Origin of the sequence: Agitococcus lubricus (assembly GCF_003051055.1) — a bacterium.
In the GTDB taxonomy this organism is placed as follows: domain Bacteria; phylum Pseudomonadota; class Gammaproteobacteria; order Pseudomonadales; family Moraxellaceae; genus Agitococcus; species Agitococcus lubricus.
This window is the reverse complement of sequence record NZ_QAON01000009.1, coordinates 83,602-105,874: the sequence shown is the minus strand read 5'-3', so window position 1 is coordinate 105,874 and position 22,273 is coordinate 83,602. Positions and strand designations below refer to the sequence as shown.

Sequence of the window (22,273 nt, the reverse complement as noted above, 5' to 3'; positions counted from 1 at the left end):
GTTATTTTTCAGATATACGATGCCTGTTTACCGTTATATGCACAAATCCTGTTATTTTTCGGGCTATCGTACCCCATAAATCATCTTTCGCTAAGCCAGCTCCGCTATTTTCGTTTTACACATTCTCCGACTCTGTACAGGCTGAGGCTGCATCTGGCATTTGCCGTGTTTTATTTAACTCGACGTAGCGCGACAATACCCCAACACATACTGATAATGATGGGAACTGACGCCGCAATCAAGGGCGAGAATTGATAAATCAAACTAGCATAGCCAGAAAAGTCTTGTAAATAGCGAAAGCCTAAGCCCGTTAAAATCCCTAAAATAATTCTCAGTCCCATCGTGACCGAACGTAATGGGCCAAAAATAAAAGAGCAAGCCACGAACACCATCGACATGGCGGCCAAAGGTGCTAATATTTTTTTCCAAAACTCTAAAAAATAGGAGCTTGCTGCCAAGCCTTGCCCTTCCAAATAATGTGCATATTGGTATAAACGACTGGGAGGGAGGTATTCGGGTGATACCGTCACTAACGCCAAAAAGTCGGGCGTTAACTCGCTACGCCAAATGCTATTAGTGAGATGCTGTTGTGTTGCTGAGCCGTTTGCAGCAAATTGGGCTTGACTGATTGATTGTAGTTGCCAACGCTGTTGCCCCAAATAATAGGCCTGCGCTGCAACTTGTGTTTGTACCAATTGACCTTGGGTATTCAGTTGGTAAAAACTAATATCACGTAATTGCCCCTTGATGTTTGCCTGCCGAATATGAACAAAGGTATTGTCTTGTTTTTGCCAATAACCTGTCAGTTCATCTTGATTATAATGATGGCCTAAGGCCTGTGCTTTATTCATTTCAGCCAATTGTTGGCAACGCGGTACGACATATTCCGTCATCGCAACACTCAGAATGACTAATAACATAATCGGTTGTAATACCCATGCGACAATTCGCCAGACGCTCACCCCTGCCGCTCGCATCACGGTTAGTTCGGAATGATTCGCCAATAACCCCAAACCGACAATGCCACCAATTAAAGACGCAACGGGCATCATGTCACACAGACGCCACGGTAAAGACAGCAAGGAATACCAAAGCGCTTGCGGTGCTTGATAATTCTGTTTTAATTCTTCTAATTCTGCCAAAAAGGTAAATACGAGGTCTAAACCCGTCAACAATAACAGAACAATTAAGGTCGCACTGAGCACGACACGGCTGACATAACGACTTAAGCGGCTCATGCTGTTGCTCCTTGTCGCCATAACTGATAACGCGCTTTCAAGTCATCCCATGTTAATAACAGCAGCGCCAGTAAAAAATAGGCCATATGCACCGTCCAAACGGCCATTTCGCCCACCTTGGCTTTATCAACTTTATTGCGCATCGCGCCAATAAACACCACAAAACTGATATATAACAAAATTGCGGGCAACAACTTGAGATAACGGCCTTGTCGAGGATTGACTTTGGCTAACGGTAAGGCCAACAACACGCCAATCGGTGCAATCAAGGGCATGGACCAACGCCATAACCATTCACCCAAAGCTAGGCTATCGTTGGCTTGTTGGCGTTGATAAATCGTTTGACTATCAAAAGCGCGAGCGCGGTCTATTTCTGGCTCGGTATTGGTTAACTGTAAGCGCATTTTATAACGACTAAACTGCAAACGACTGTATTGCACTTGGCCTGCCAACAACTCGTAACGATATCCATCAGTCAACGCAATATAAGTCTGCCCCGTTTGTGCATCAAAATAACGCGTTGCTGTTTTTGCCTGTAACCACACAGGCTTTTTGTTGGGATTACTGGGCTGACTGTAAAGCGTGACATCAAATAATTGGGTTTTATCTGAAGAGAGCGCACGGGCATATAACATATTGTCACCGATACGCTGAAATTGTTCGGGCTTTATGAGGTCAAAGGTATTACGATTGGCCTGTTGCTTAAATAAACGCTCATATTCCCAGTTGCCTTTAGGGGTTAAATAAAAGCTAAAACTAGCGATGATGAGGGTGACAACGAGCACTGTTGGACTGATAAAACCGAGCATTTGCCAACGGCTAATGCCACTCGCGGACATCACTGCCATTTCGTTATCAATATACAAACGGCCAAACGTCAGTAACACGGCAATAAATAAACTCAGCGGAATAATTAGCTCTAAAAAACCCGGCAGACGATATAATAAAACAGCAGATAACAGCTCGACGTCTAATTTGCCTTGGGCGGCCATGCCAAAAAATTTAATGACGCGCCCTCCCATCAGGATGAAGGTCAATAAAAGGGTAATAGCCACGGTGGTTATTAACAATTGCCCTGCTAAATAGCGACGAATAATCACTGTTTTCCTGCCTTGTCTGCTGTTAAAAACATTGCTAATCGGTAAACTAGTACCATAACACCAATATGATTCACTGATTAACTGAGGTTAGAATGGAATTTGCACTACTCCCTGCGGTGAACGCCGCACTTGTTAGCACCGACACCTTAATTATCGCCATGACCACAGACGGTCTGACGGCTACGGGTCAAGCCATTGATTTAATCAGTGGGGGTGCCTTAACATCCACCGTAAAGGCGGCGAATTTTGAAGCAAAATTAGGGCAAACGCTATCAGTCTATCACTTAAATCACATCAGTAGCCCTATTGTTTTAGTCGTTGGTGCGGGCGATAGCAAAGATTTTAATGGCCGTGCCTTACAAAAAGTCGCAAGCAGTGCCTATAAAGCACTCAATAAGCAAGTACAAAGTGCTTATAGCTTTTTGGCAGAATTGTCCGTTTTAGACCGTAGCCCTAGCCAAGTATTGAGCGAATTAAGCAAATCAACTTTAGAAGCTAGCTATCAATTTCAGACTTTCAAAAGCAAAAAAACCAGTAACAGTATTGAAAAAATGACTTTTGTGGTCGACGAATCTTTAGCCAACACCGCAGGTCAACAGGCCTTAGCATGGGGAGAAGCCGTTGCTTTAGGTCAAAATTTTGCCCGCGATTTAGGTAATTTACCCCCCAATGTTTGTCATCCAAGCTATTTAGCCGAACAAGCCACCCTGCTTGCCAAAGGCCAACGTAAATTAAGCGTTGAGATTTTAGGCGAAAAAGAGATGGAAAAATTAGGCATGGGCGCATTTTTAGCGGTGTCTAAAGGTTCAGAGCAAGAAGGCAAATTGATTGTGATGAATTACACAGGTGGCAAAAAAGGCGAAAAACCTGTGGTATTAGTTGGCAAAGGCATTACGTTTGATACAGGTGGCATTTCGATTAAACCTGCGGCTGGCATGGATGAAATGAAGTTTGATATGTGTGGTGCAGCTTCGGTTTTTGGTGTAATGAAAGGCATTTTAGCCGCTAAATTACCCATTAACGTGGTTTGTGTGGTCGCTGCTGCCGAAAACATGCCCTCTGGTCGTGCGACGCGTCCTAGTGATATTGTTACCACGATGTCTGGCCAAACTGTTGAAATTTTAAATACCGATGCCGAAGGTCGTTTGGTGTTGTGTGATGCCCTTACCTACGTTAAAAAATATGATCCTGCGATTGTGATTGATATTGCCACGTTAACAGGTGCTTGTGTGGTGGCTTTGGGTAAAGTGGTGTCAGGCCTATTTAGCCCCAGTGATGAACTCGCCAACGATATTTTACAAGCGGGTGAACAAAGTAATGACCGCGCATGGCGTATGCCTGTATTGCCTGACTACCAAGAATTACTCGACTCCCCCTTTGCGGATATTGGTAATATTGGTGGGCCTAATGGCGGTGCAATCACGGCGGCCTGCTTTTTAGCACGTTTTACCAAAGACTATACATGGGCGCATTTGGATATTGCTGGCACAGCGTGGTTATCTGGCGCGCAAAAAGGCGCGACTGGCCGTCCCGTTCCTTTGTTAATGCACTATTTGTCTCATCGTGCTAAAAGTTGATTTTTATTTGTTAACGCAAGCGAGTGTCGATGCTCGCTTGTTGACGACCTGCCGCTTAACCGCAAAAGCCTTAAGTGCAGGTCATCGTTTATTTATTCAAGCCGAAAATGAGGCCGATGCACTGGCCTGCGATGAATGGTTATGGACATTTAAACCCGAAACTTTTGTACCACATCACCGTATAGGGGATGGACAATTTATCCTTGCACCTGTTTTAATTGGCTTAAAAACACCACCCGAAGCGGATGGGATTCTGATTAACCTAAGCCAACGTCAGCCGCAAGGTCTTGCTCAATTTCAGCGTATCCTTGAAATCATAGGGCACGATGAAACAAGCAAACAAGCTGGCAGACAACGCTGGCAATTTTATAAACAACAAGGCTTTAGCCTAGATAAACATACCCTGTGAGTCCTTTATGGCTGTCGAATTAGGTAATAACTTTCCGCAACGCTGGCAGCGCGCGCCGATGGATTTTCGTCAAACCGTCTTTGACGAACTACAAGCGATTTGCCAATCACTGGGCGGTCAAATCAGTGAACGTATTATTGCTAACCCTCCCGTCAATAGTCCTTTACCACGGTCTGCTGCGTCTAATTTACCACCTGCCTCGCAGATTGAGCAGGAGCTAAAAAAACGCTTTCTACAAAATGCAGATGACTTAATTGAGCAACATCTCGATAAAGTAAGGATAGACTTACGTCGTTGGTTGCATGGTGAAATGAATCAACTATTAAGCGATAGCTTAAGCAAAACGAATCATTCATGATGGGCTATAGGCTGACTCGGCGTCCACACCTTGCGCTCATCGCGTTGAGCTTATGGCTGATACCTTGTGCAGCCGAGAGTGTTGATGAATCAGCCGCCCGTAAAGCAGGTGAAGCTGCTGTTAAGAGCGTTATTCCACGCAAAATCGACTACCACAAACTCAAATTTAGCTTGGTACCTTTTGGTGTTAAAGTTAAAGAGATTACCCTCTCCGAAAACGAACGTTTTGCCAACCATCCTTTACGCACATGGCCATTTTTTGCTCGCGCACAAGATGTGAGTTTAACGGCTGATTTATTACCATTATTTATTGGTCGGATTTCGGTCAATGACCTTGCGATTCAACACTTTCAAGCCAATATCTTAGTTGATAAAGATTATTCACTGAATATTGGCGATTTGTTGCAACAAAAGCGTGGCCCATTAATGAATTGGCTACGCATTAAAAACTTTCATGCCACTGATGGCTCGATCAATATTGTTGATGCTACGGCTGCACAAGGTGCCGCTAAATTAAGTTTTGATAATATTGATGCCCGTTTTACGGGTTTTGCTGTGAAAGAAAAATTTAATATGGACATTAGTTTGCGTACCCCACAAGCGACACAAAGCAATGTCAGCTTACGCGGCATGGCAGGCCCATTAAATAGTGTTAAAAGTAATCAAATGCCCATTGATGGGGTGTTAACCGTCAACGATGCCCCAATTTTACCCTTCTTAGCGTATGCACCCAAAAACCTAACCGCCTACCCTGTCAGTGGTGTGGCCTCCATGAAATTACAACTCAAAGGCAACACATGGGATGGCATGAGCTCTCAAGGTGGCATTCAATTTGAAAATATGGTGTTAGCCGCACCTGATGGTAAACAACGCGGCAAAGCCTTTAGTATGGGTTTGGATATTGGTCATAATGTTTTTAGCTTAAAACGCAATAGTTTAGACATCAACAACATGGCCATGACCATTCATGGCAACAAAATGACGGTTAATGGTGTGGTGCGTGGCATTCCTAAACAACCTGTGATGGATATTAATTTACGCGCTAACGGCTTAGAACCGACCAAAATGGAAGAAGTTTATCCTTTTGTGCGCGCCTATTTACCAAAAAACTTAAGTTATAGTGGCACAACTAATCTCAATATTGATGCCCAAGGTGATACCAATAATTTAACCGCGACTGGTTTGTTAGATTCGAGTGCTTTAGGGGTATTGTTGCCAGAAGTGTTTGAAAAGAAACAAGGCTCTAAATTAAAAGTCGATTTTAGTGCCAAACTTGTGCCTTCTCAATTTACCATTAAAGCCAGTGCCAAAGTCCAAGGCGAAGATATTAAAATGCTTAATGCGCGTTTGTTTAAAGATGGTTTACGTGCGGTATTGGCGAATCGTTTAACCACTAAACAGTTAGATAATGTCTTCAAAACCACCGAGCAACTGGCTATTAGTACGGTTGAAGGCGTGATGAATTATGAAAATAATTATATCCGTTTAGACAATATGCAACTAAAACAACTCACTGATAATCAAGGCATTGTCGCTGATGCAACAGTGACTGGCTCGCTGGCAGTAAATAGTTTGTTAGTGCGTTGGGATGTGAATGCACGATTGAGTAAAGAGCGCTCGCAACAGCTAGTTAAAATCGCTCCAAATTTAGCAACACTTACTGATAATGAAGGACGTATTCCTTTTGCTTTTAAAGTTGAAGGTTATTTGGATAAAGAGTTGGTAGTGTCTTTGCGGTAGATTTGGAGAGTTACCAAGATATGTTGAGCACACAAAACAATCATTTACTATATAGATTGAGTTTCGTACTTCAAGCCAATCGACATTCAGAGGAATTACATCATGCAATCACCTCACACTATTAGCCAAGCGATTTATTACCTACAATCTCTTTCACCCGAAAAAGCACAAGAAGCAATTGATTTTATAGAGTTTTTATACCAAAAAGAGTATAAAAACGTTCCAATAGCGCCAAAAAGCAATGAATGGGACTGGCTTAAAAACTTGCAACCTTTTGATAATAATTTTGAACAGGCGATTTCTGAAAAGCTGTGTATTCAACAACGTCCTAATCTTGATGATTTGTTTAGATGAAATTTTTCTTGATACTAATGCCATCATAGCCATGCACAAACATCAGGCTTTTAGAGACAGGCTTCAACAATATCATGTTCACGAATAGCGATTTCTGTGATTACACAATATGAACTTTACTATGGTGCTTTTAATGGTAGCCCACAGCATTTGCATCATAACTTACAAAAAATAGCGCAAATTCCTTTTGCCGTTTTAGATTTTACCCCTAATGATGCCAAACAAGCGGCTCAAATTAGACAAGCAACAAAAAATCAACCGATTGGTGCTTATGACCTACTCATTGCCACTCAAGCGATAGAACGTCAATTGGTATTAATTACCCATAATACTCGCGAGTTTATCCGCGTACCAAACCTACAACTTGATGATTGGTTGTAAAGTTTTTGAAATCATATAAACCCTGTCCATATAGAAAACCATAGTTATTGTATTGGCCGTTCACCCTGAGCTTGTCGAAGGACTTTCTGCCAATGGTTCGACAGGCTCACCATAAATCGGAGAAACGACACTCAAAAATAGCGCCATCCCTTGAGTCTCAGGCACTATTCTTCGTCCCAACCAAAGCTTTCTCCCATCTGCTCTGCCAGCTCTTGTTCAATGGTTTTAACTTGCGCCAAACTCAAGGTGCGGATTTCTATTATAGGGGTATTGAGTAGCTCATTAATCGCCAATAAAGCTGCTAAAAAGGCCTCTTCATCATGACCGCCTTTGAGCGTTAAACGCATATTAGATTCATCATATTTTGCAATTTTACTATGCCCTTTGATGACTTGTGTCAATAACATCGGTTGTGGGCTTAAGGCATCTAACGCCCCTGTTAAGACAATTTTTTCATTATCGAACTCATACATTAAATAACCCAGCTCTGCTATCAAGGCATCTTTGGAGGCGGCATATACTAAGGTCGTGGCAAACTCATCATATTGAATATAGTAGCTTTCTTTGTGTGGCAACCACACAGCAAAAAAGGCAGGCTCTTGCTCAAATGTCACTAATTGATACGCATGACAGCCCGCACGCTGGATAAACTCAAAGGTATCCTCATCGTTTAATTTATCGGTCAGCGTGTCTTGACTGAGCCAACCGTCGCCCAAAATATGTTCGCCACAACGTTCAAATACGAACTGGTCTAAAGCTTGCAAATCCTCCTCACTGGCATTAAATAGCGCATCTAACTCATGCAAAGGAAACTCACGGGCAGCATCTATTTCTAAACGTTTATAGGCCGCTTCTGCCTGTGCTTTATCATGGAAGACCTGCTGAATACGACTGCCAGACACATAAAAAGTTTCATCGTTATAGCCAAAAAAGTAAGCACGAATAACATAAGTAGGTTGACGCATTTGTTTTCTCCTTAACGAACATGAACTCGGTGTTGATATAATTTCTGAGCGCTCGGAGGTGGACTCATCGCATTATCCATCCACAACTCAAAACGCATGGCATTAAAAAATGTACTTGGGCTTAAATCAAAGTCGGCTATGACGGGATTGGTATGAAATATTTTGGGCAAAATATCATTCATAAACCAACTGTTATGGGTAATTAACAACGACTTTAGCTGTCCCGTTGACGATAATGGCGACAGCATGAGAGCAGATATTTGATTGTCTTGTATGTAATCTTGGTGAAACTTTTCGATGCGTTGACCTAAGTTTTTAATATCTACATCATCAATGGCAGCAACAAAATCGCCTAAAGTTGGAATGTATTTATTGTGAAAATCGACCAATAAATGGTCACGTTCGCACATATCCTTGATATCCACTGACTTTCCATCACTATTGATTAAGGTATGACCAAAAACAGGCACAATAATATGTTTTACTGCCCACATAGTATGAAAAATACGATGCCGCGAGTCAGGACATAACGCCTTGGTGCAATCAATAAAATCATGAATCGCGTAGTAATCTTCGGGTTGACCGCCCCAACGTTTTTGGGAAACACGACAATGTTGAATAGCATTCATAATCGGCTCGACTATCCATAAACAATTTATTTTGCAAATTATTTTTGTTTTATAACATGAATAGATGACGGTTGTGTGGGGCCGTTCACAGCAATACGTCATAGCATGACGTTGTATTTAGCCCATGCAAAATCTGTTACTATTACGCCAATTTTTAGATTTAAGTAGCCTGCTTAATAACACGGTATTAGCATAATCAACATTTAATCCCGTATTTCGCTACGCTACATACTGGCTACAACTACGTCCTTATTCTTTCGTTTTAATTCACGGTAATGTTATGACGCTCGACGCTACGTTTAATCCAAAAGACAGCGAAACTCGCTGGTATCAACAATGGGAAACTAACGGCTATTTTGCCCCATCAGGCCAAGGCAGCCCCTACTGTATTATGATTCCACCGCCTAATGTCACAGGTTCTTTGCACATGGGTCATGGTTTTAACAATACCATTATGGATAGCTTAATTCGCTATCGTCGTATGCAGGGTTACAACACCTTATGGCAACCGGGTACAGACCACGCAGGTATTGCCACACAAATGGTAGTTGAACGCCAATTAGCCGCACAAAACATCAGCCGTCATGATTTAGGCCGTGACAAATTTTTAGAAAAAGTCTGGCAATGGAAAGAACAATCAGGCGGCACGATTACTCGTCAAATTCGCCGTTTAGGTTCATCAGTAGATTGGACACGCGAACGTTTTACCATGGACGAGGGCTTGTCTAATGCCGTTAAAGAAGCTTTTGTACGTTTGTATCAAGATGGTTTAATTTATCGTGGTAAACGTTTGGTTAACTGGGATCCCAAGTTACACACCGCCATTTCTGACTTAGAAGTGATTAGCGAAGAAGAAAATGGCTCATTGTGGCATTTCAAATATTTCTTGGAAGATGGCAGTAACCATTTAGTCGTCGCCACTACCCGCCCCGAAACCTTATTGGGTGATACAGCCGTTGCGGTTAACCCTGAAGATGACCGCTATCAAGCGTTGATTGGCAAAAAAGTTCGTTTGCCAATTACTGGCCGTTTAGTGCCGATTGTAGCGGACAGTTATGTTGATAAAGAATTTGGGACAGGTTGCGTCAAAATTACCCCTGCCCACGACTTTAACGACTTCCAATTAGGCAAGCGTCACGACCTGCCCTTAATCAACATCTTTGATAAAGATGCCAACATTTTGGCGAATTTTGAGGTGATGGCCGCAGGCACTTTTGCTGATTTAGGTCAAGAAGCTGCACCCAGCGAATATGCAGGCTTAGAGCGTTTTGTTGCCCGTAAAAAATTGGTTAAAGAAGCCGAAGAAAACGGTTGGTTGGATAAGATTGAACCATACAAACTCAAAGCTCCTCGTGGTGACCGCTCTGGCGTGATTGTTGAACCGTGGTTGACTGACCAATGGTATGTTAAAGCCTCGGTATTAGCCAAACCTGCGATTGAAGCCGTTGAAGATGGTCGCGTAAAGTTTGTGCCTGAACAATACCAAAATATGTATTTTGCGTGGATGCGTGACATTCAAGACTGGTGTATTTCGCGTCAATTATGGTGGGGTCATCGTATTCCTGCTTGGTATGATGACAACGGCAATGTCTATGTCGGTCGCCATGAAGCCGAAGTACGTCAACAGTATCAGTTAGCGGACAACGTTGCCTTACGTCAAGATGAAGACGTTTTAGATACGTGGTTCTCCTCTGCTTTATGGACATTCTCCACCTTGGGTTGGCCAGAAGATACTCAAGCCTTACGCACTTTCCATCCAACCGATGTGTTGGTGACTGGTTTTGATATTATCTTCTTCTGGGTCGCACGGATGATGATGATGACCATGCACTTTATGAAGAATGAAGATGGCACACCACAAATTCCGTTTAAGACCGTGTATGTTCATGGTTTAGTGCGTGATGCTGACGGTCAAAAAATGTCGAAATCTAAAGGCAATGTGTTAGACCCTTTAGATATTATTGATGGTATTGATTTAGAGTCCTTAGTTGGCAAACGCACAACAGGCTTAATGAAGCCACAAGACGCGCCAAAAATCGAAAAAAATACCCGCAAAGAGTACCCAGAAGGCATTAACGCTTATGGTACAGATGCTTTACGTTTTACCTTTGCCTCATTAGCGTCAACAGGCCGTGACATTAACTGGGATATGAAACGTTTAGAAGGCTATCGTAACTTTTGCAATAAGTTATGGAATGCCGCGCGTTTTGTGTTAAGCAACTGCGAAGGCCAAGATGTTGCGGTTGACCACGACAATGTTGAACTTAGCGTTGCCGACAAATGGATTATTAGCCGCTTGCAGCAAGCCGAACAAAACGTGATTAATGCGTTAGATAACTTCCGTTTTGACCAAGCCGCCCAAGCGATTTATGAGTTTGTATGGAATGAATACTGTGACTGGTATTTAGAGCTGACCAAACCTGTGTTAAATGGCGATAGCAGCCCTGCCGCCAAAGCAGGCACACGCCGTACCTTGTTGCGTGTTTTAGAAACCATGTTGCGCTTAATGCACCCCATTATGCCTTATATCACCGAAGAAATTTGGCAGCGTGTGAAAGGTTTAGTGGGCAAAACAGGCGACAGCATTATGCTCCAAGCCTATCCACAACCTGATTTAAGCAAAATTGATGAACAAGCAGAAGCTGATGTGGAATGGATTAAAGGCGTGATTGCTGGTATTCGTAATATCCGTGGTGAAATGAATATTTCGCCAAGCAAGCCTTTACCGATTTTATGTCATAACGTCAGTGCGGCTGATGCCACACGTCTACAAGCTTATGAATCTCAACTACGCTTTTTAGCACGTTTGGACAGCTTAACGTTATTGGCGGCTGATGCCGAATTACCGCCTGCGGCCACTGCATTAGTGGGTGATATGGCAGTATTAGTACCGCTTAAAGGCTTTATTGATAAAGATGCCGAAGCTGCACGTCTCAACAAAGAAATTGCCCGTTTAGAGCAAGAAGTGGCGCGGATTGGTGGCAAACTCAGTAACGAAAGTTTTACTGCCAAAGCCCCTGCGGCAGTGATTGCTCAAGAGCAAAAGAAGCTCAACGATGCCAAAACAGCGCAAGCTAAATTGCAAGAACAGTTAGAAAAACTGAAAAACTTGTAATTATCAAAGAGCGGATTGAGTCCGCTCTTTTTTCTGTACACAGGACAAAAACAAATGATTAAATCGGTCAAAATAGAAAACTATAAGTCTATTCAGTCTTTAGAGGTCGATGTTGGTCGATTTAATGTCATTATTGGCGAAAACGGTGCAGGTAAAAGTAATTTTTTAGAAGCGTTGGTTTTATTTGGCGCAGCCGAAGCCAATAAATTAGATAATGAGTTTTTAGTATCTAGAGGAGTTAGAGCAACTTTAATGGTTTCTCAGTTTACTCAAAATATAGAGGCAATCAACTTATATATCTCTAACCAAGATAACAAATCACGCAGTACCTCTCTTATTTATACACAAGACCATTACCCTCATCAACTCACCATCAAACGCAATTTAGTACCTGATCTATCAATATTAAACAATGATATTAGAGAAAACATTCGAAATGTAATATTACAATTACCAGAAAACATTAAGGAACAATTCATTTTTACATCAGAAGAAAAAGAAACACTATTAAACAATATGATGATTAAACTGGCAAAAGATGTCGAAAATATCAACAGTTATTTTTATAGTATTCGCCAATTCATATTATACTCCCCCGAAAACACAGCCCTTCGTAACTTTTATCGTGAAGGTCAAATCGAGCCGTTAGGCATTAATGGTGAAGGTTTATTAAAACTCTTAAAAGTGATGCAAGAAAGTGAGCCTACTGCTTTTCAAGATGTATTAACCTGCCTTGAATTATTTGATTGGTTTGAGCAAATTGACGTACCCAAAGATTTAACTAGCTTAGAAGATAAAGTAAACATTAAAGACAAATATTTATCAGTCATGTTTGACCAACGCAGTGCTAATGAAGGTTTTTTATTTGTTTTATTTTATGCGGCCTTATTTTGCTCCCAATACACCCCTAAAATTTTTGCCATTGATAATATTGATGCCTCTTTTAACCCAAAGCTATGCACCGCAATTATCAAAAAATTAGTTGAATTAGCCAAAAAATATGACAAACAAGTGTTTGTAACCACACATAATCCTGCCATTTTAGATGGGATTGACTTAGGCGATGAAGAGCAAAAACTATTTGTTGCCTCTCGAAACAAACAAGGTCACACACGTTTTAAAACTCTCACTATCGCAGATAAGCCAAAATCATCAACAGGTGAACCCATTCGTTTATCAGAAGCCTTTTTACGTGGTTATTTGGGCGGCTTACCCAAAAACTTCTAGGAAGAAAGCAGCATGAAAATAGGCTTAATTTGTGAGGGAATCACCGACTATATTGTCTTAGAGAATTTACTTTGCAATTATTTAACCATTGATGATGAAGATATTAAACAACTACAACCTTTATTAGACGAAACTGACAAAAAACAGGCAAACTTTGGTGGTTGGGAACACGTTTTAGTATATTTACAGTCAACTGATTTTGTGAATGCCGTTGAAAATCATGATTATTTAATTGTTCAAATAGATACTGATGTTTGTGAACACAAAAACTTTGGTGTTAGTCCCATTTCTTTAGCCGACAGTAATCAAGCACAGTTTTATGAGTTGATTAAACAACGCCTCATTAGTCAAACTAATCAACGATATAGCAATAATTTTGAAAAATATGCGCAAAAAATTATTTTTTGTATTTGTATTCACTCTTTAGAATGTTGGCTGTTAATTCATTATCAAACAACACAAACCAAACAAGAAAAAATTACAGGTTGCGAAAATGCGCTAAATAATACACTTAATAAGCAAAATCTTGCCTACAAAAAAGACTATGCCCACTACAATAAACTCAGTCAAAAAATAAAACCTAAAGACATCGAATTAATGGCTAAACATTCATTTAGTTTTGGGCAGTTTTTGCGGCAAATTCAATTATTAAAAATAATCATGGTAGGTGATTAAATTATTACAGTTAACGATAAATATGGCACTGTTTACTTCTACATACTTCCTCCATAATTCTTCCTTAATATCAGCACTGTTTCGCCTTTTGTTTACATGGAGCGTCTATGCACACAAAACTCACACCGTTAAGCCTGATGCTGATGACGCCTTATTGTTTGGCCGCCGATACGCATACTCATACTGCCCCTGCGAATGAATCGTCTGTCTTTATCATAGACAGTCCTCTTGAGCCGATGGCTAACATCCCGCCTAGTCAACGGACTCAATTAGACGTGTATATCCGCGATGAACGCGATGACAACATGAATAATCAACAAGGTCGTTTGAGTCTTAATGTACCTCTGTCTGCTGAATGGTCAATACGCGGTGAATACATTCAAGGCTTACAAGCATTAAGCCACGAGCAAAAGGAAAATAATGCCCAACTTGCGCGTGTTGGCGTCAATTATGCATTAGGGCAACATCATCTTGGTTTAGCTATACATCAAGGCGAAGGTCAAGACCGTTATTATGGTGCAACACTCAGCGAACGCTATTGGTATTCGCGGGCACTGAGCCTAGAAACACAAATTGCTTATCGTGACTTTGTGCGAGAATCACCAGATTTGCAGTATTTGGGGACTCAAGACCAATTATTATTCAGCCTACGTTGGCAACAAAGTCGCTATCGTTTGCACGGTCAAGCGCAAATCACTGGTTTTTATAGTCAATCCGATAGCCATCTACGTTTAGGTCATGGTGATGGCATACGTGTTGAGGTCGCATATCAACTGTTTACTAACAATCCTCAGCATTGGTTGAGTCTTAGCACCCGTTTTGCTGACTATGACCAAGAACATGGCTTAAAACTTGGCTCAACACCGCTCCCCCCGATAGGGACTAAACCACCAGTCGGTAGCAAACCACCGCCACCCCCACCTGCGCCGTTATTAGTGCCTAAAGACGCCAAAGAGGTGGCACTGATTTGGAGTTATGGCCTGAATAACTCGCCACCACAAAAAATGCCAAATAAATGGCAACCTATTGCAAAAGTAGGGATTAGTACCAATGACGGGAAAGAGGGTTATTTATATAGTCTGGGTTGTGAAGGCTTTGTCATCGGTGATGATAAATTGACCTTAAGTTATGGTGAACGTAAAAACAGTGCCAGTGGTGAACTCAATCAAACAGAAGACCAAACCATACAACAAGTCGAGTTGCGCTATCAAAAACTGTTTTGATAGCACAAAACGGGGTACGTTTGCTGGACGTTGATTACAGCCTGACTCAGACTTGCCAATTGAACCAAATCCCTGTCGCCACCCCGACCATGATGACAATCGCAAAGAGCCAAATCAACCAAGTGGGCATAAATAAGGCTTCTGTCGACTGTTCTGTCTCCGTTAGCAGTGCAGGCATATTGGTTTTGGTGGGATTTTTTACGCTTTTAGGGCTAGGCTGTGCGTTTTTTGCACTGAACTCTAAACGAATATTACGATGTGTTTGCTGTTCGTTTGCGGTACGGCAAATTTCTTGCTCCGAGCTATAACGCGATGCCTTACAAATCACCATAAAGGCAGGCTCTAACTGCTGTAACAGTAAGGGAATACTGAGCTGCTGCGCTTTTTTGAACACATTCTCACTCACGCCCAACAACAGCATAAAATGTTTAATCGGTCGTGAGCTGGCATCGCAGTGATGAGGGTCAAAAAAGGCTAAGGCTAAGGCTTTACCCCCCTCGTAGTTAATTTCGACATGGCGCAAACCATGCCCACCAATTTCAAAGTTCGGAAACGCCCCTTCCAATAAATCCACCCATGTCTTACCAATCGCGGGGGGGGCTAATAACACTTGATAACCTGCATCAACACCACAGGTCATCCAAACTAATTGGGTGTCTAAGGCGATATTTTCAGTCCGAGCACTCATTAAGGACTCACTCTCAATAACGGCACATAAAAATATTTACGGTTTTCGGGCTTACTCAGCGCTAATTTCAAAATGGCTTCTGCGGCTTGTAAGCTATGGCCTTGCTGTTGTTGACTATCCATTTCTTTTTGTAAATCCGTAGCTTGACCATTGAGCCACGTTTCGGCTTTGGCAAATAATAAATCTGCTAACTCACGGCTAGAACGGTCTGGCCATTTAGCCAAAAATTGACGTAAGACACTAAAAATAGCCTGTAATGCACCACGGTCGGCACTGCCAGCAAAAATACGCTTTAATACCGCCGATTTTTCGATTTGCTGTAATTCTTTTTCTAAAATAGTACGTAAGGCTAAGGGGGCAATTAAATCCAAACCAATATATTTATTGATATCAATAATTTTTTGCCCCGAACCCAATACCGAAGAAAACAACAAATAATTCATACCAAATGAAGGACAACCCGCCTCACCCAAACGCTGACGGAGGGTATCGAGTTGGTCACCCGCATAACGATTGACAAAATCAGCAAAGTCGGCGGCTGTTAAGTTGTTTTCTAATAAATCTGCTTTACTCAACGCCATCACCCACACCATGTCACGTAATTGTTGATTACGTTTTTTTCGACCTGCGGTTTGCCTGAGTAAATTTGCAATCTCATTGGTCATGTGGGCTAAGTGAGCGCGTAGGTATTTTTCTCCGTGTTTATTCAGCTCTGCGCCATCAATCACCAAAAAACAAACTTGGCTAGTGACCATCCGTTTTAGACATTCATCACGCTGTTTGCGCTCTTTGGCATCCGCAGGCTCTCGCTCCCACCACTCTCCAGGATAATCTAACCATTGAATTTCTAAGGGTACGCCTGCACAGTCTTGAACGTGCATGTGAAAACGATAGGCAGAGGCACGTTTGATGGTTGCTTCAGGAAAAAATCCTTCACATAAGCCTTGATATAAGGCATTTAAGCGTTTGGAGTCGGCAGAATCAGGCGTACCTAAATAGTATTGATGTTCTTTTTGCCAGCGGCTGCTTGCCATGTGTCCTAAGTAGCTCGCGAGTAATGTCGTTTTACCGCTACCACGTCCACCTAAAAACGCCACCTTTAGCGTTTGTAGGGGTTTATTTTGTCTGGCCATTATATGTACAGCCTAAAAGATACTAAAAGTCAACGATGGGAGTCTGATAGCCAATTGCGTACATGGCGTATCGCTAGAGGGAGTAATTTGCCTAATTGTGGGTCAGGACGCAAGCATTAGCGAACACTATCGCCCCTATAGCGCAACAAAAAAATTACGAATCTGTGTCTTTGTGACCAAAATGCTCCTCACTGTCTACATTTTGCACATGGATTCTCCCTCAAATCTCGTGTTATGGTAGATAAAATTTAATCTAGAAAAATCGTTTGTGCCAAGGAGTGCGGTCGTGACCATCCCTTTTTACCAAGTTGATGCCTTTACTGATGAACGCTTTAAGGGCAATCCTGCCGCTATTTGCGTGTTAGATAAATGGCCAACAAGGTCTTGCTTACAAGCCATTGCTGCCGAAAACAATCTTTCTGAAACAGCCTTTATTTGCGCACAATCTGCTGGGTATGCAATTCGCTGGTTTACCCCTACTACCGAAGTCGATTTATGTGGCCATGCGACGTTAGCGGCCGCTTATGTGGTGTTCAATCACTTAAACCCTCAGCTGAGCCGTGTTGACTTTAACAGCCGTAGTGGCCTATTAACGGTTTATAAAGACGAATCAGGCTGGTTGACGATGAACTTTCCGAGTCGACCTGCGCAAGTTTGTGCACCGCCACCTGCACTTATTGCAGGGCTTGGTCATAGTCCAGACCTCACATTAGTTGCTGACGATTATTTGGCCGTGTTTGAAGACGAAGCCACGATACGTGCATTACAGCCCGACTTTGAGCTATTAAAACAATTGGATAAACGTGGAGTGATTGTCACGGCACGGGGCACAGATTGCGATGTGGTAAGTCGTTTTTTTGCCCCCAATTATGGGATTAACGAAGACCCTGTGACGGGCTCCGCACATTGTACATTAACGCCTTATTGGTGTGAGCAACTGCACACTAATGACCTTGTCGCCAAACAAATATCTGCTAGAACTGGTAGTATACGTTGTGAATTACGCGATAATCGCGTCTGGTTATCAGGACAAGCAGTGCTTGTCATCGAAGGAGTCTTGCATTATGGATAATATGCACTATAAAACCCATTTACCTTTATCTGCTATCGGTGCTTTAGCACTGGGTCAAAAAATTCAAGCCATTAAAATTGTACGCCAAGAAACGGCCTTAGACTTAAAAACAGCGAAAGAGCTTGTTGAGGCTTATGAGCGTGAACACCCAGACATTCGTCCCGTTCATCAACACACGCAAAGTCAATCATTAATCTGGTTGTGGCTGTCTTTGATATTATTGTTGTGTGGTGTAGCAAGCTGGTTTTGGTTGAGTCACTAAACATAAGGCTGCTTGGCAAAAGGCATTGTCTGTCCAGACAATGCCACTCTCTGCCACACTCAGAGCGTCAAAATCGTGGCGACTTCTTCAGAAGCATAAAAAGACGCTAAATGTCGTCTAATGATGGGTTCTAAAAGCTGCTTTTCTTGTAACATAGCCAAAATAGGCGGGGCAAAACGAATCGCATCGTCAACCAACATATCGCGTTTAATACCAACCTCTTCGAGTAAAACATCTAAGGTTGTATTGCCATAGCGGTTAAAAAAGGCATCAATCCCTGCATCTATCAACACTCTAAAATACTCACTGTCTCTAAAATCGCGCCAAAACTCATAAAACAAGACACATATTTCTTCGACATCTAAACTGGTCAATAGTTGTTGATAGGTACTGATGGGTTGCGTTTTTAGGCTATCCCAAATATCCAATATGCTATCGCGTAGTCGTTGTGTATCGATATGAGCCAACACAGTTTCACTTTCCGATAAAATACCACTCACCGCTTTATGCACATACTGACGTAAATTTAATTCAATTTGATATTCAAGCTCAGGCGGCATTTTGGTCAGCAGTTGTTTACTCCAAGACCACACGCTACGTGCCGACCTCCCCCCTACACTTTGCTGTAAATAATCACGCAGACCAAAAAACAAAATATCGGAGGCCAATGCGGCATAAACAGGGTTAATCAGTAATTCGTGTAACAGGTGATGACGCAAGCTATCCAATTCTAATAATTTATCCAACAGTTGCTCAAAATGCCTATCGGGCATAATGTCATTTAAGCAAGTATATTGATGAATGCTGTGGCCATGTAAGGTACGGGCAATATCGCCAATAATATCAAAGACACCCGCGCCTAAATCCAATTCAATGGCATAACGGTGTACTGTTTCTTTAATCATGTCCGCAGTCACACACTCTGCTAAGGTCAGGGCAGCCGCATGACTCAGAAAAAAGTCAATTTCAGCCTGTACAACAACGGCAAACTCCTGACTGTGTAAACGTTTGAGGGTAAAGGCGACTTGGGCATCTAATAAGGCTTGAGCTTTGGGATGAATGGTGACTGTCATTATTGAATTCCATGCAAGTAAAGGTCGTCTAGACTAATCATAACCCAGTCCTTATCAATAGCGTGACAATTCACAAAGTTTTCTATCGTTAGCAAGCCGTCGATGCTTTAAGCATATTCGTTTAGCTTTTGTCCCTTGCTAAGTGTTAGCAAGCATAGTATGTTAGTAACAGATACCCCTCTCTGTATGACTTTCAGTGTTTAAGCGCTATCCACCACCCTAGGGATAACTTGACACTGCAACTCGGCTTTCAGTCAGTTGTCCCCCACAACGGGAAAAGCAACGAACGATAGCAACACAAAAATGCCCTGCCCAGCCTACTGTTGTGTAGATAAGCTATTTTGTGTCGCCACAACAGCATGCGTTTAGACCAAACGTATGTAAAATCTAGACCGCTATACACTATTCTATGTTGGTAAACAGTCGCTCTGCACTAAGACAGTGCTGATTTAGCTGCGTTATTGCTGTTATCCGATTATCTTTGTGTTTGGCGTCTATTGACAAATCATGCGTTTAGTACTTTTCTAGCGCATCAAATTTTCAGAAAGTTATGTGTCACTACCAGCACTATTTTAGGGCTCAACATCACCGCCCTAAATGGCTTTGTTGATACATACCATTCTGTCTTAACTGTATTTGGACGAATAATCTACTCCCTATAGGTTATTGGTGATTTTATTGTTGTAATGCTGACGGCATTACATTTAATTGATGATGAGGCTTGCTATCAGCAAGAAAAACTATGGATGAGGCATTACGTAAAGCCGCTTTAGATTATCATGAGTTTCCACACCCTGGTAAAATTTGGGTAACTCCCAGCAAACAATTAACGAATCAACGCGATTTGGCCTTGGCTTATTCGCCCGGTGTGGCTGCACCGTGTTTAGAAATCGAAAAAGACCCAAGCACCGTCTCGCGTTACACCGCACGCGGTAATTTGGTTGCGGTCATTAGTAATGGTACCGCCGTTTTAGGTTTGGGTGATATTGGCCCACTCGCCTCTAAACCTGTCATGGAAGGCAAAGGCGTTTTATTTAAAAAATTTGCAGGGGTTGATGTTTTCGACATCGAAATTGATGAACGTGACCCTGACAAATTAGTCGAGATTATTGCCTCTTTAGAGCCAACGTTTGGCGGTATTAACTTAGAAGATATTAAAGCACCTGAATGTTTTTATATCGAAAAGAAACTCCGCGAACGGATGAAAATTCCTGTATTCCATGACGACCAACACGGTACCTCTATTATTGTGGGTGCAGGCCTATTAAACGCCTTAAAACTGGTTAACAAAAAAATCGAAGACATTAAAATTGTTTGCTCTGGCGCAGGTGCAGCAGCGATTTCTTGTTTAGATTTATTGTGTGCGATTGGCGCGCGCCGTGAAAATATTTATGTGGCTGACTCTAAAGGCGTTTTACACTTTGGTCGTCAAATGGACGAGAGTAAAGCCAAATATGCCCAAGAAACCGAGGCTCGTACTTTAGGCGACATTCTTAACGGCGCAGATATGTTTTTGGGCTTGTCCACCGCAGGTTTAGTGACACGCGATATGGTCGCCAGTATGGCCGATAAGCCTATTATTTTTGCTTTGGCTAACCCTACGCCCGAAATTATGCCCGAAGAAGTCAAAGCGGTGCGTTCGGATGCCATTATTGCGACGGGTCGTTCTGACTATCCCAACCAAGTCAACAACGCGCTATGTTTCCCCTATATTTTTCGTGGCGCATTAGATGTAGGCGCAACCACGATTAACGAAGCGATGAAAATTGCCAGTGTCCACGCGATTGCGCGTATGGCACACGTTGAGCGTGATGAAGTGGCGTATGGTGAACCCAACAGTTTTGGTGCGGAATACATTATTCCTAAAGCATTAGACCAACGTTTGATTATGGAAATCGCGCCTGCGGTTGCTAAAGCGGCGATGGATTCTGGTATTGCCACTCGCCCCATCAAAGACTTTACCGCTTATCGTCAACGTTTGTCTGAGTTTGTGTATAACTCTGCCTTTATTATGAAGTCTGTTTTTGCTCAAGCAAAAGCTGCACCAAGCAAACGTATTGTGTTTTGTGAAGGTGAAGATGAGCGTGTATTACGTGCCGTACAAATTACCGTTGATGAAGGTTTGGCGCATCCACTATTAGTGGGTCGTGCGAGCGTAATTGACAGCCAAATTGAAAAATTAGGTCTACGTATTCGTGCAGGCAGCGACTTTACCTTAATTGACCAAGACAACTTGCCCCACTACGAAAAATTCTGGAACTATTATTACGACTTAATGTGTCGTCGTGGCATGGGTGTAGAATTAGCGATGCGTGAAGTGCGTCGTCGTAGTACTTTAATTGGCGCATTGTTAGTTCAATTTGGCGAAGCCGATGGCATGATTTGCGGTACGTTTGGTCACTATCATCTGCATTTAGATTATATTGAGCAAATTATTGGCTTAAATGCCAATGCCCAAAACTTTTATGCGATGAATGTGTTAATGACCGAAGACCGCAATTTATTTATTGCTGATACTTACGTTAACCCAGAACCCACTAGCCAACAAATTGCTGAAATGACCTTATTGGCTGCCGAAGAAGTACGCCGTTTTGGGATTGTGCCTAAAGCCGCTTTGTTGTCACATTCTAACTTTGGCACAGAAAACACCGCCAGTGCCATTAAGATGCGTCAGGCTTATGCCTTGATTCGTGCCAATGCGCCAGACCTCGAAGTCGATGGCGAAATGCACGGTGATGCGGCCTTAAACGAAGAAATTCGTAAGGCCACTTTCCCTAAATCTAATTTAACAGGTAATGCTAATTTATTAGTGATGCCAACCTTAGATGCAGCCAATATTGCCTTTAACTTATTAAAGACAGCATCTGGTAGTGGTGTCACCATTGGTCCCATTTTGTTGGGGGCGGCTAAACCTGTTCATGTGTTAACACCATCGGCTACAGTACGCCGTATTGTCAATATGGTGGCGTTAACCGTGGCGGAAATTATCGCTAAAGAAGCCTAAACACCCTATCAGCAAGGTAGCAAACGCTACCTTGCTATTCTGACTGTTAGC

General features: G+C 42.3%; 20 protein-coding genes. 13 read left to right on the top strand and 7 right to left on the bottom strand.

Annotated elements, in window-relative coordinates; all coding sequences use genetic code 11:
* Nucleotides 1-170 precede the first annotated feature (170 nt).
* Nucleotides 171-1,238, bottom strand: coding sequence for an LPS export ABC transporter permease LptG (lptG, locus tag C8N29_RS10300; RefSeq protein ID WP_170106960.1), 1,068 nt, complete (start codon nucleotides 1,236-1,238; stop codon nucleotides 171-173).
* On the bottom strand, nucleotides 1,235-2,338 hold the full coding sequence (gene lptF / locus C8N29_RS10295) for an LPS export ABC transporter permease LptF (protein WP_170106959.1): 1,104 nt from the start codon (nucleotides 2,336-2,338) through the stop codon (nucleotides 1,235-1,237). Before lptF ends, lptG begins: the two co-directional genes overlap by 4 nt.
* A gap of 92 nt (nucleotides 2,339-2,430) precedes the next feature.
* Between lptF and C8N29_RS10290 the strand changes: the two genes are divergently transcribed.
* From C8N29_RS10290 to C8N29_RS10265, 6 genes are all read left to right on the top strand, one after another.
* On the top strand, nucleotides 2,431-3,915 hold the full coding sequence (locus tag C8N29_RS10290; RefSeq protein ID WP_107865979.1) for a leucyl aminopeptidase: 1,485 nt from the start codon (nucleotides 2,431-2,433) through the stop codon (nucleotides 3,913-3,915).
* A gap of 7 nt (nucleotides 3,916-3,922) precedes the next feature.
* Nucleotides 3,923-4,324, top strand: coding sequence for a DNA polymerase III subunit chi (locus tag C8N29_RS10285; protein WP_170106958.1), 402 nt, complete (start codon nucleotides 3,923-3,925; stop codon nucleotides 4,322-4,324).
* A gap of 7 nt (nucleotides 4,325-4,331) precedes the next feature.
* Nucleotides 4,332-4,682, top strand: a complete 351-nt coding sequence (locus tag C8N29_RS10280; protein ID WP_107865977.1) for a hypothetical protein — start codon at nucleotides 4,332-4,334, stop codon at nucleotides 4,680-4,682.
* On the top strand, nucleotides 4,679-6,421 hold the full coding sequence (locus C8N29_RS10275) for an AsmA family protein (protein ID WP_107865976.1): 1,743 nt from the start codon (nucleotides 4,679-4,681) through the stop codon (nucleotides 6,419-6,421). The genes C8N29_RS10280 and C8N29_RS10275 overlap by 4 nt, the downstream gene beginning before the upstream one ends.
* A 102-nt stretch (nucleotides 6,422-6,523) precedes the next feature.
* Nucleotides 6,524-6,775 carry a hypothetical protein gene (locus C8N29_RS10270; protein WP_107865975.1) on the top strand — a complete coding sequence of 84 codons (252 nt, stop codon included), beginning with the start codon at nucleotides 6,524-6,526 and terminating at the stop codon, nucleotides 6,773-6,775.
* A gap of 69 nt (nucleotides 6,776-6,844) precedes the next feature.
* Nucleotides 6,845-7,156, top strand: coding sequence for a PIN domain-containing protein (locus tag C8N29_RS10265; protein ID WP_107865974.1), 312 nt, complete (start codon nucleotides 6,845-6,847; stop codon nucleotides 7,154-7,156).
* Between the two features lie 164 nt (nucleotides 7,157-7,320).
* On the opposite strand, the gene C8N29_RS10260 is transcribed toward C8N29_RS10265, so the two are convergent.
* Nucleotides 7,321-8,121, bottom strand: coding sequence for a hypothetical protein (locus C8N29_RS10260; RefSeq protein WP_107865973.1), 801 nt, complete (start codon nucleotides 8,119-8,121; stop codon nucleotides 7,321-7,323).
* 11 nt (nucleotides 8,122-8,132) lie between these two features.
* Nucleotides 8,133-8,750, bottom strand: coding sequence for a DUF6915 family protein (locus tag C8N29_RS10255; protein WP_107865972.1), 618 nt, complete (start codon nucleotides 8,748-8,750; stop codon nucleotides 8,133-8,135).
* A gap of 280 nt (nucleotides 8,751-9,030) precedes the next feature.
* Here C8N29_RS10255 and C8N29_RS10250 point away from each other — a divergent pair, with 280 nt between their 5' ends.
* From C8N29_RS10250 to C8N29_RS10235, 4 genes are all read left to right on the top strand, one after another.
* Nucleotides 9,031-11,865 carry a valine--tRNA ligase gene (locus tag C8N29_RS10250; RefSeq protein WP_107865971.1) on the top strand — a complete coding sequence of 945 codons (2,835 nt, stop codon included), beginning with the start codon at nucleotides 9,031-9,033 and terminating at the stop codon, nucleotides 11,863-11,865.
* A gap of 54 nt (nucleotides 11,866-11,919) precedes the next feature.
* Nucleotides 11,920-13,092: an AAA family ATPase gene (locus tag C8N29_RS10245; RefSeq protein WP_107865970.1), complete on the top strand. Its 1,173-nt coding sequence runs from the start codon at nucleotides 11,920-11,922 to the stop codon at nucleotides 13,090-13,092.
* Between the two features lie 12 nt (nucleotides 13,093-13,104).
* Nucleotides 13,105-13,767, top strand: coding sequence for a phage tail protein (locus C8N29_RS10240; protein ID WP_107865969.1), 663 nt, complete (start codon nucleotides 13,105-13,107; stop codon nucleotides 13,765-13,767).
* Between the two features lie 107 nt (nucleotides 13,768-13,874).
* On the top strand, nucleotides 13,875-14,990 hold the full coding sequence (locus C8N29_RS10235; protein ID WP_107865968.1) for a hypothetical protein: 1,116 nt from the start codon (nucleotides 13,875-13,877) through the stop codon (nucleotides 14,988-14,990).
* 46 nt (nucleotides 14,991-15,036) lie between these two features.
* On the opposite strand, the gene C8N29_RS10230 is transcribed toward C8N29_RS10235, so the two are convergent.
* Both C8N29_RS10230 and C8N29_RS10225 read right to left on the bottom strand, forming a co-directional pair.
* Nucleotides 15,037-15,678, bottom strand: coding sequence for a hypothetical protein (locus C8N29_RS10230; RefSeq protein WP_107865967.1), 642 nt, complete (start codon nucleotides 15,676-15,678; stop codon nucleotides 15,037-15,039).
* Nucleotides 15,678-16,811, bottom strand: coding sequence for a TRAFAC clade GTPase domain-containing protein (locus tag C8N29_RS10225; RefSeq protein ID WP_107865966.1), 1,134 nt, complete (start codon nucleotides 16,809-16,811; stop codon nucleotides 15,678-15,680). The genes C8N29_RS10230 and C8N29_RS10225 overlap by 1 nt, the downstream gene beginning before the upstream one ends.
* Nucleotides 16,812-17,097: 286 nt before the next feature.
* Here C8N29_RS10225 and C8N29_RS10220 point away from each other — a divergent pair, with 286 nt between their 5' ends.
* Together C8N29_RS10220 and C8N29_RS10215 are read left to right on the top strand one after the other, a co-directional pair.
* Nucleotides 17,098-17,883, top strand: a complete 786-nt coding sequence (locus C8N29_RS10220; RefSeq protein ID WP_107865965.1) for a PhzF family phenazine biosynthesis protein — start codon at nucleotides 17,098-17,100, stop codon at nucleotides 17,881-17,883.
* Complete coding sequence (locus tag C8N29_RS10215) at nucleotides 17,876-18,145, top strand: ribosomal protein L7/L12 (protein WP_107865964.1); 270 nt, start codon at nucleotides 17,876-17,878, stop codon at nucleotides 18,143-18,145. The genes C8N29_RS10220 and C8N29_RS10215 overlap by 8 nt, the downstream gene beginning before the upstream one ends.
* Nucleotides 18,146-18,204: 59 nt before the next feature.
* Here the strand turns inward: C8N29_RS10215 and C8N29_RS10210 are convergent, their stop codons facing one another.
* A complete protein-coding gene (locus tag C8N29_RS10210; protein ID WP_107865963.1) occupies nucleotides 18,205-19,218 on the bottom strand; it encodes a hypothetical protein in 1,014 nt (337 codons plus the stop codon).
* Nucleotides 19,219-19,960: 742 nt separating this feature from the next.
* Between C8N29_RS10210 and C8N29_RS10205 the strand changes: the two genes are divergently transcribed.
* On the top strand, nucleotides 19,961-22,222 hold the full coding sequence (locus C8N29_RS10205) for an NADP-dependent malic enzyme (protein WP_107865962.1): 2,262 nt from the start codon (nucleotides 19,961-19,963) through the stop codon (nucleotides 22,220-22,222).
* Nucleotides 22,223-22,273 lie beyond the last annotated feature (51 nt).

Coding starts and splice junctions, on each gene's coding strand:
- lptG (WP_170106960.1), bottom strand. CDS start 1,238: ATGAGCCGCTTAAGTCGTTATGTCAGCCGTGTCGTGCTCAGTGCGACC.
- C8N29_RS10290 (WP_107865979.1), top strand. CDS start 2,431: ATGGAATTTGCACTACTCCCTGCGGTGAACGCCGCACTTGTTAGCACC.
- C8N29_RS10280 (WP_107865977.1), top strand. CDS start 4,332: ATGGCTGTCGAATTAGGTAATAACTTTCCGCAACGCTGGCAGCGCGCG.
- C8N29_RS10275 (WP_107865976.1), top strand. CDS start 4,679: ATGATGGGCTATAGGCTGACTCGGCGTCCACACCTTGCGCTCATCGCG.
- C8N29_RS10270 (WP_107865975.1), top strand. CDS start 6,524: ATGCAATCACCTCACACTATTAGCCAAGCGATTTATTACCTACAATCT.
- C8N29_RS10260 (WP_107865973.1), bottom strand. CDS start 8,121: ATGCGTCAACCTACTTATGTTATTCGTGCTTACTTTTTTGGCTATAAC.
- C8N29_RS10255 (WP_107865972.1), bottom strand. CDS start 8,750: ATGAATGCTATTCAACATTGTCGTGTTTCCCAAAAACGTTGGGGCGGT.
- C8N29_RS10250 (WP_107865971.1), top strand. CDS start 9,031: ATGACGCTCGACGCTACGTTTAATCCAAAAGACAGCGAAACTCGCTGG.
- C8N29_RS10245 (WP_107865970.1), top strand. CDS start 11,920: ATGATTAAATCGGTCAAAATAGAAAACTATAAGTCTATTCAGTCTTTA.
- C8N29_RS10240 (WP_107865969.1), top strand. CDS start 13,105: ATGAAAATAGGCTTAATTTGTGAGGGAATCACCGACTATATTGTCTTA.
- C8N29_RS10235 (WP_107865968.1), top strand. CDS start 13,875: ATGCACACAAAACTCACACCGTTAAGCCTGATGCTGATGACGCCTTAT.
- C8N29_RS10230 (WP_107865967.1), bottom strand. CDS start 15,678: ATGAGTGCTCGGACTGAAAATATCGCCTTAGACACCCAATTAGTTTGG.
- C8N29_RS10225 (WP_107865966.1), bottom strand. CDS start 16,811: ATGGCCAGACAAAATAAACCCCTACAAACGCTAAAGGTGGCGTTTTTA.
- C8N29_RS10215 (WP_107865964.1), top strand. CDS start 17,876: ATGGATAATATGCACTATAAAACCCATTTACCTTTATCTGCTATCGGT.
- C8N29_RS10210 (WP_107865963.1), bottom strand. CDS start 19,218: ATGACAGTCACCATTCATCCCAAAGCTCAAGCCTTATTAGATGCCCAA.
- C8N29_RS10205 (WP_107865962.1), top strand. CDS start 19,961: ATGGATGAGGCATTACGTAAAGCCGCTTTAGATTATCATGAGTTTCCA.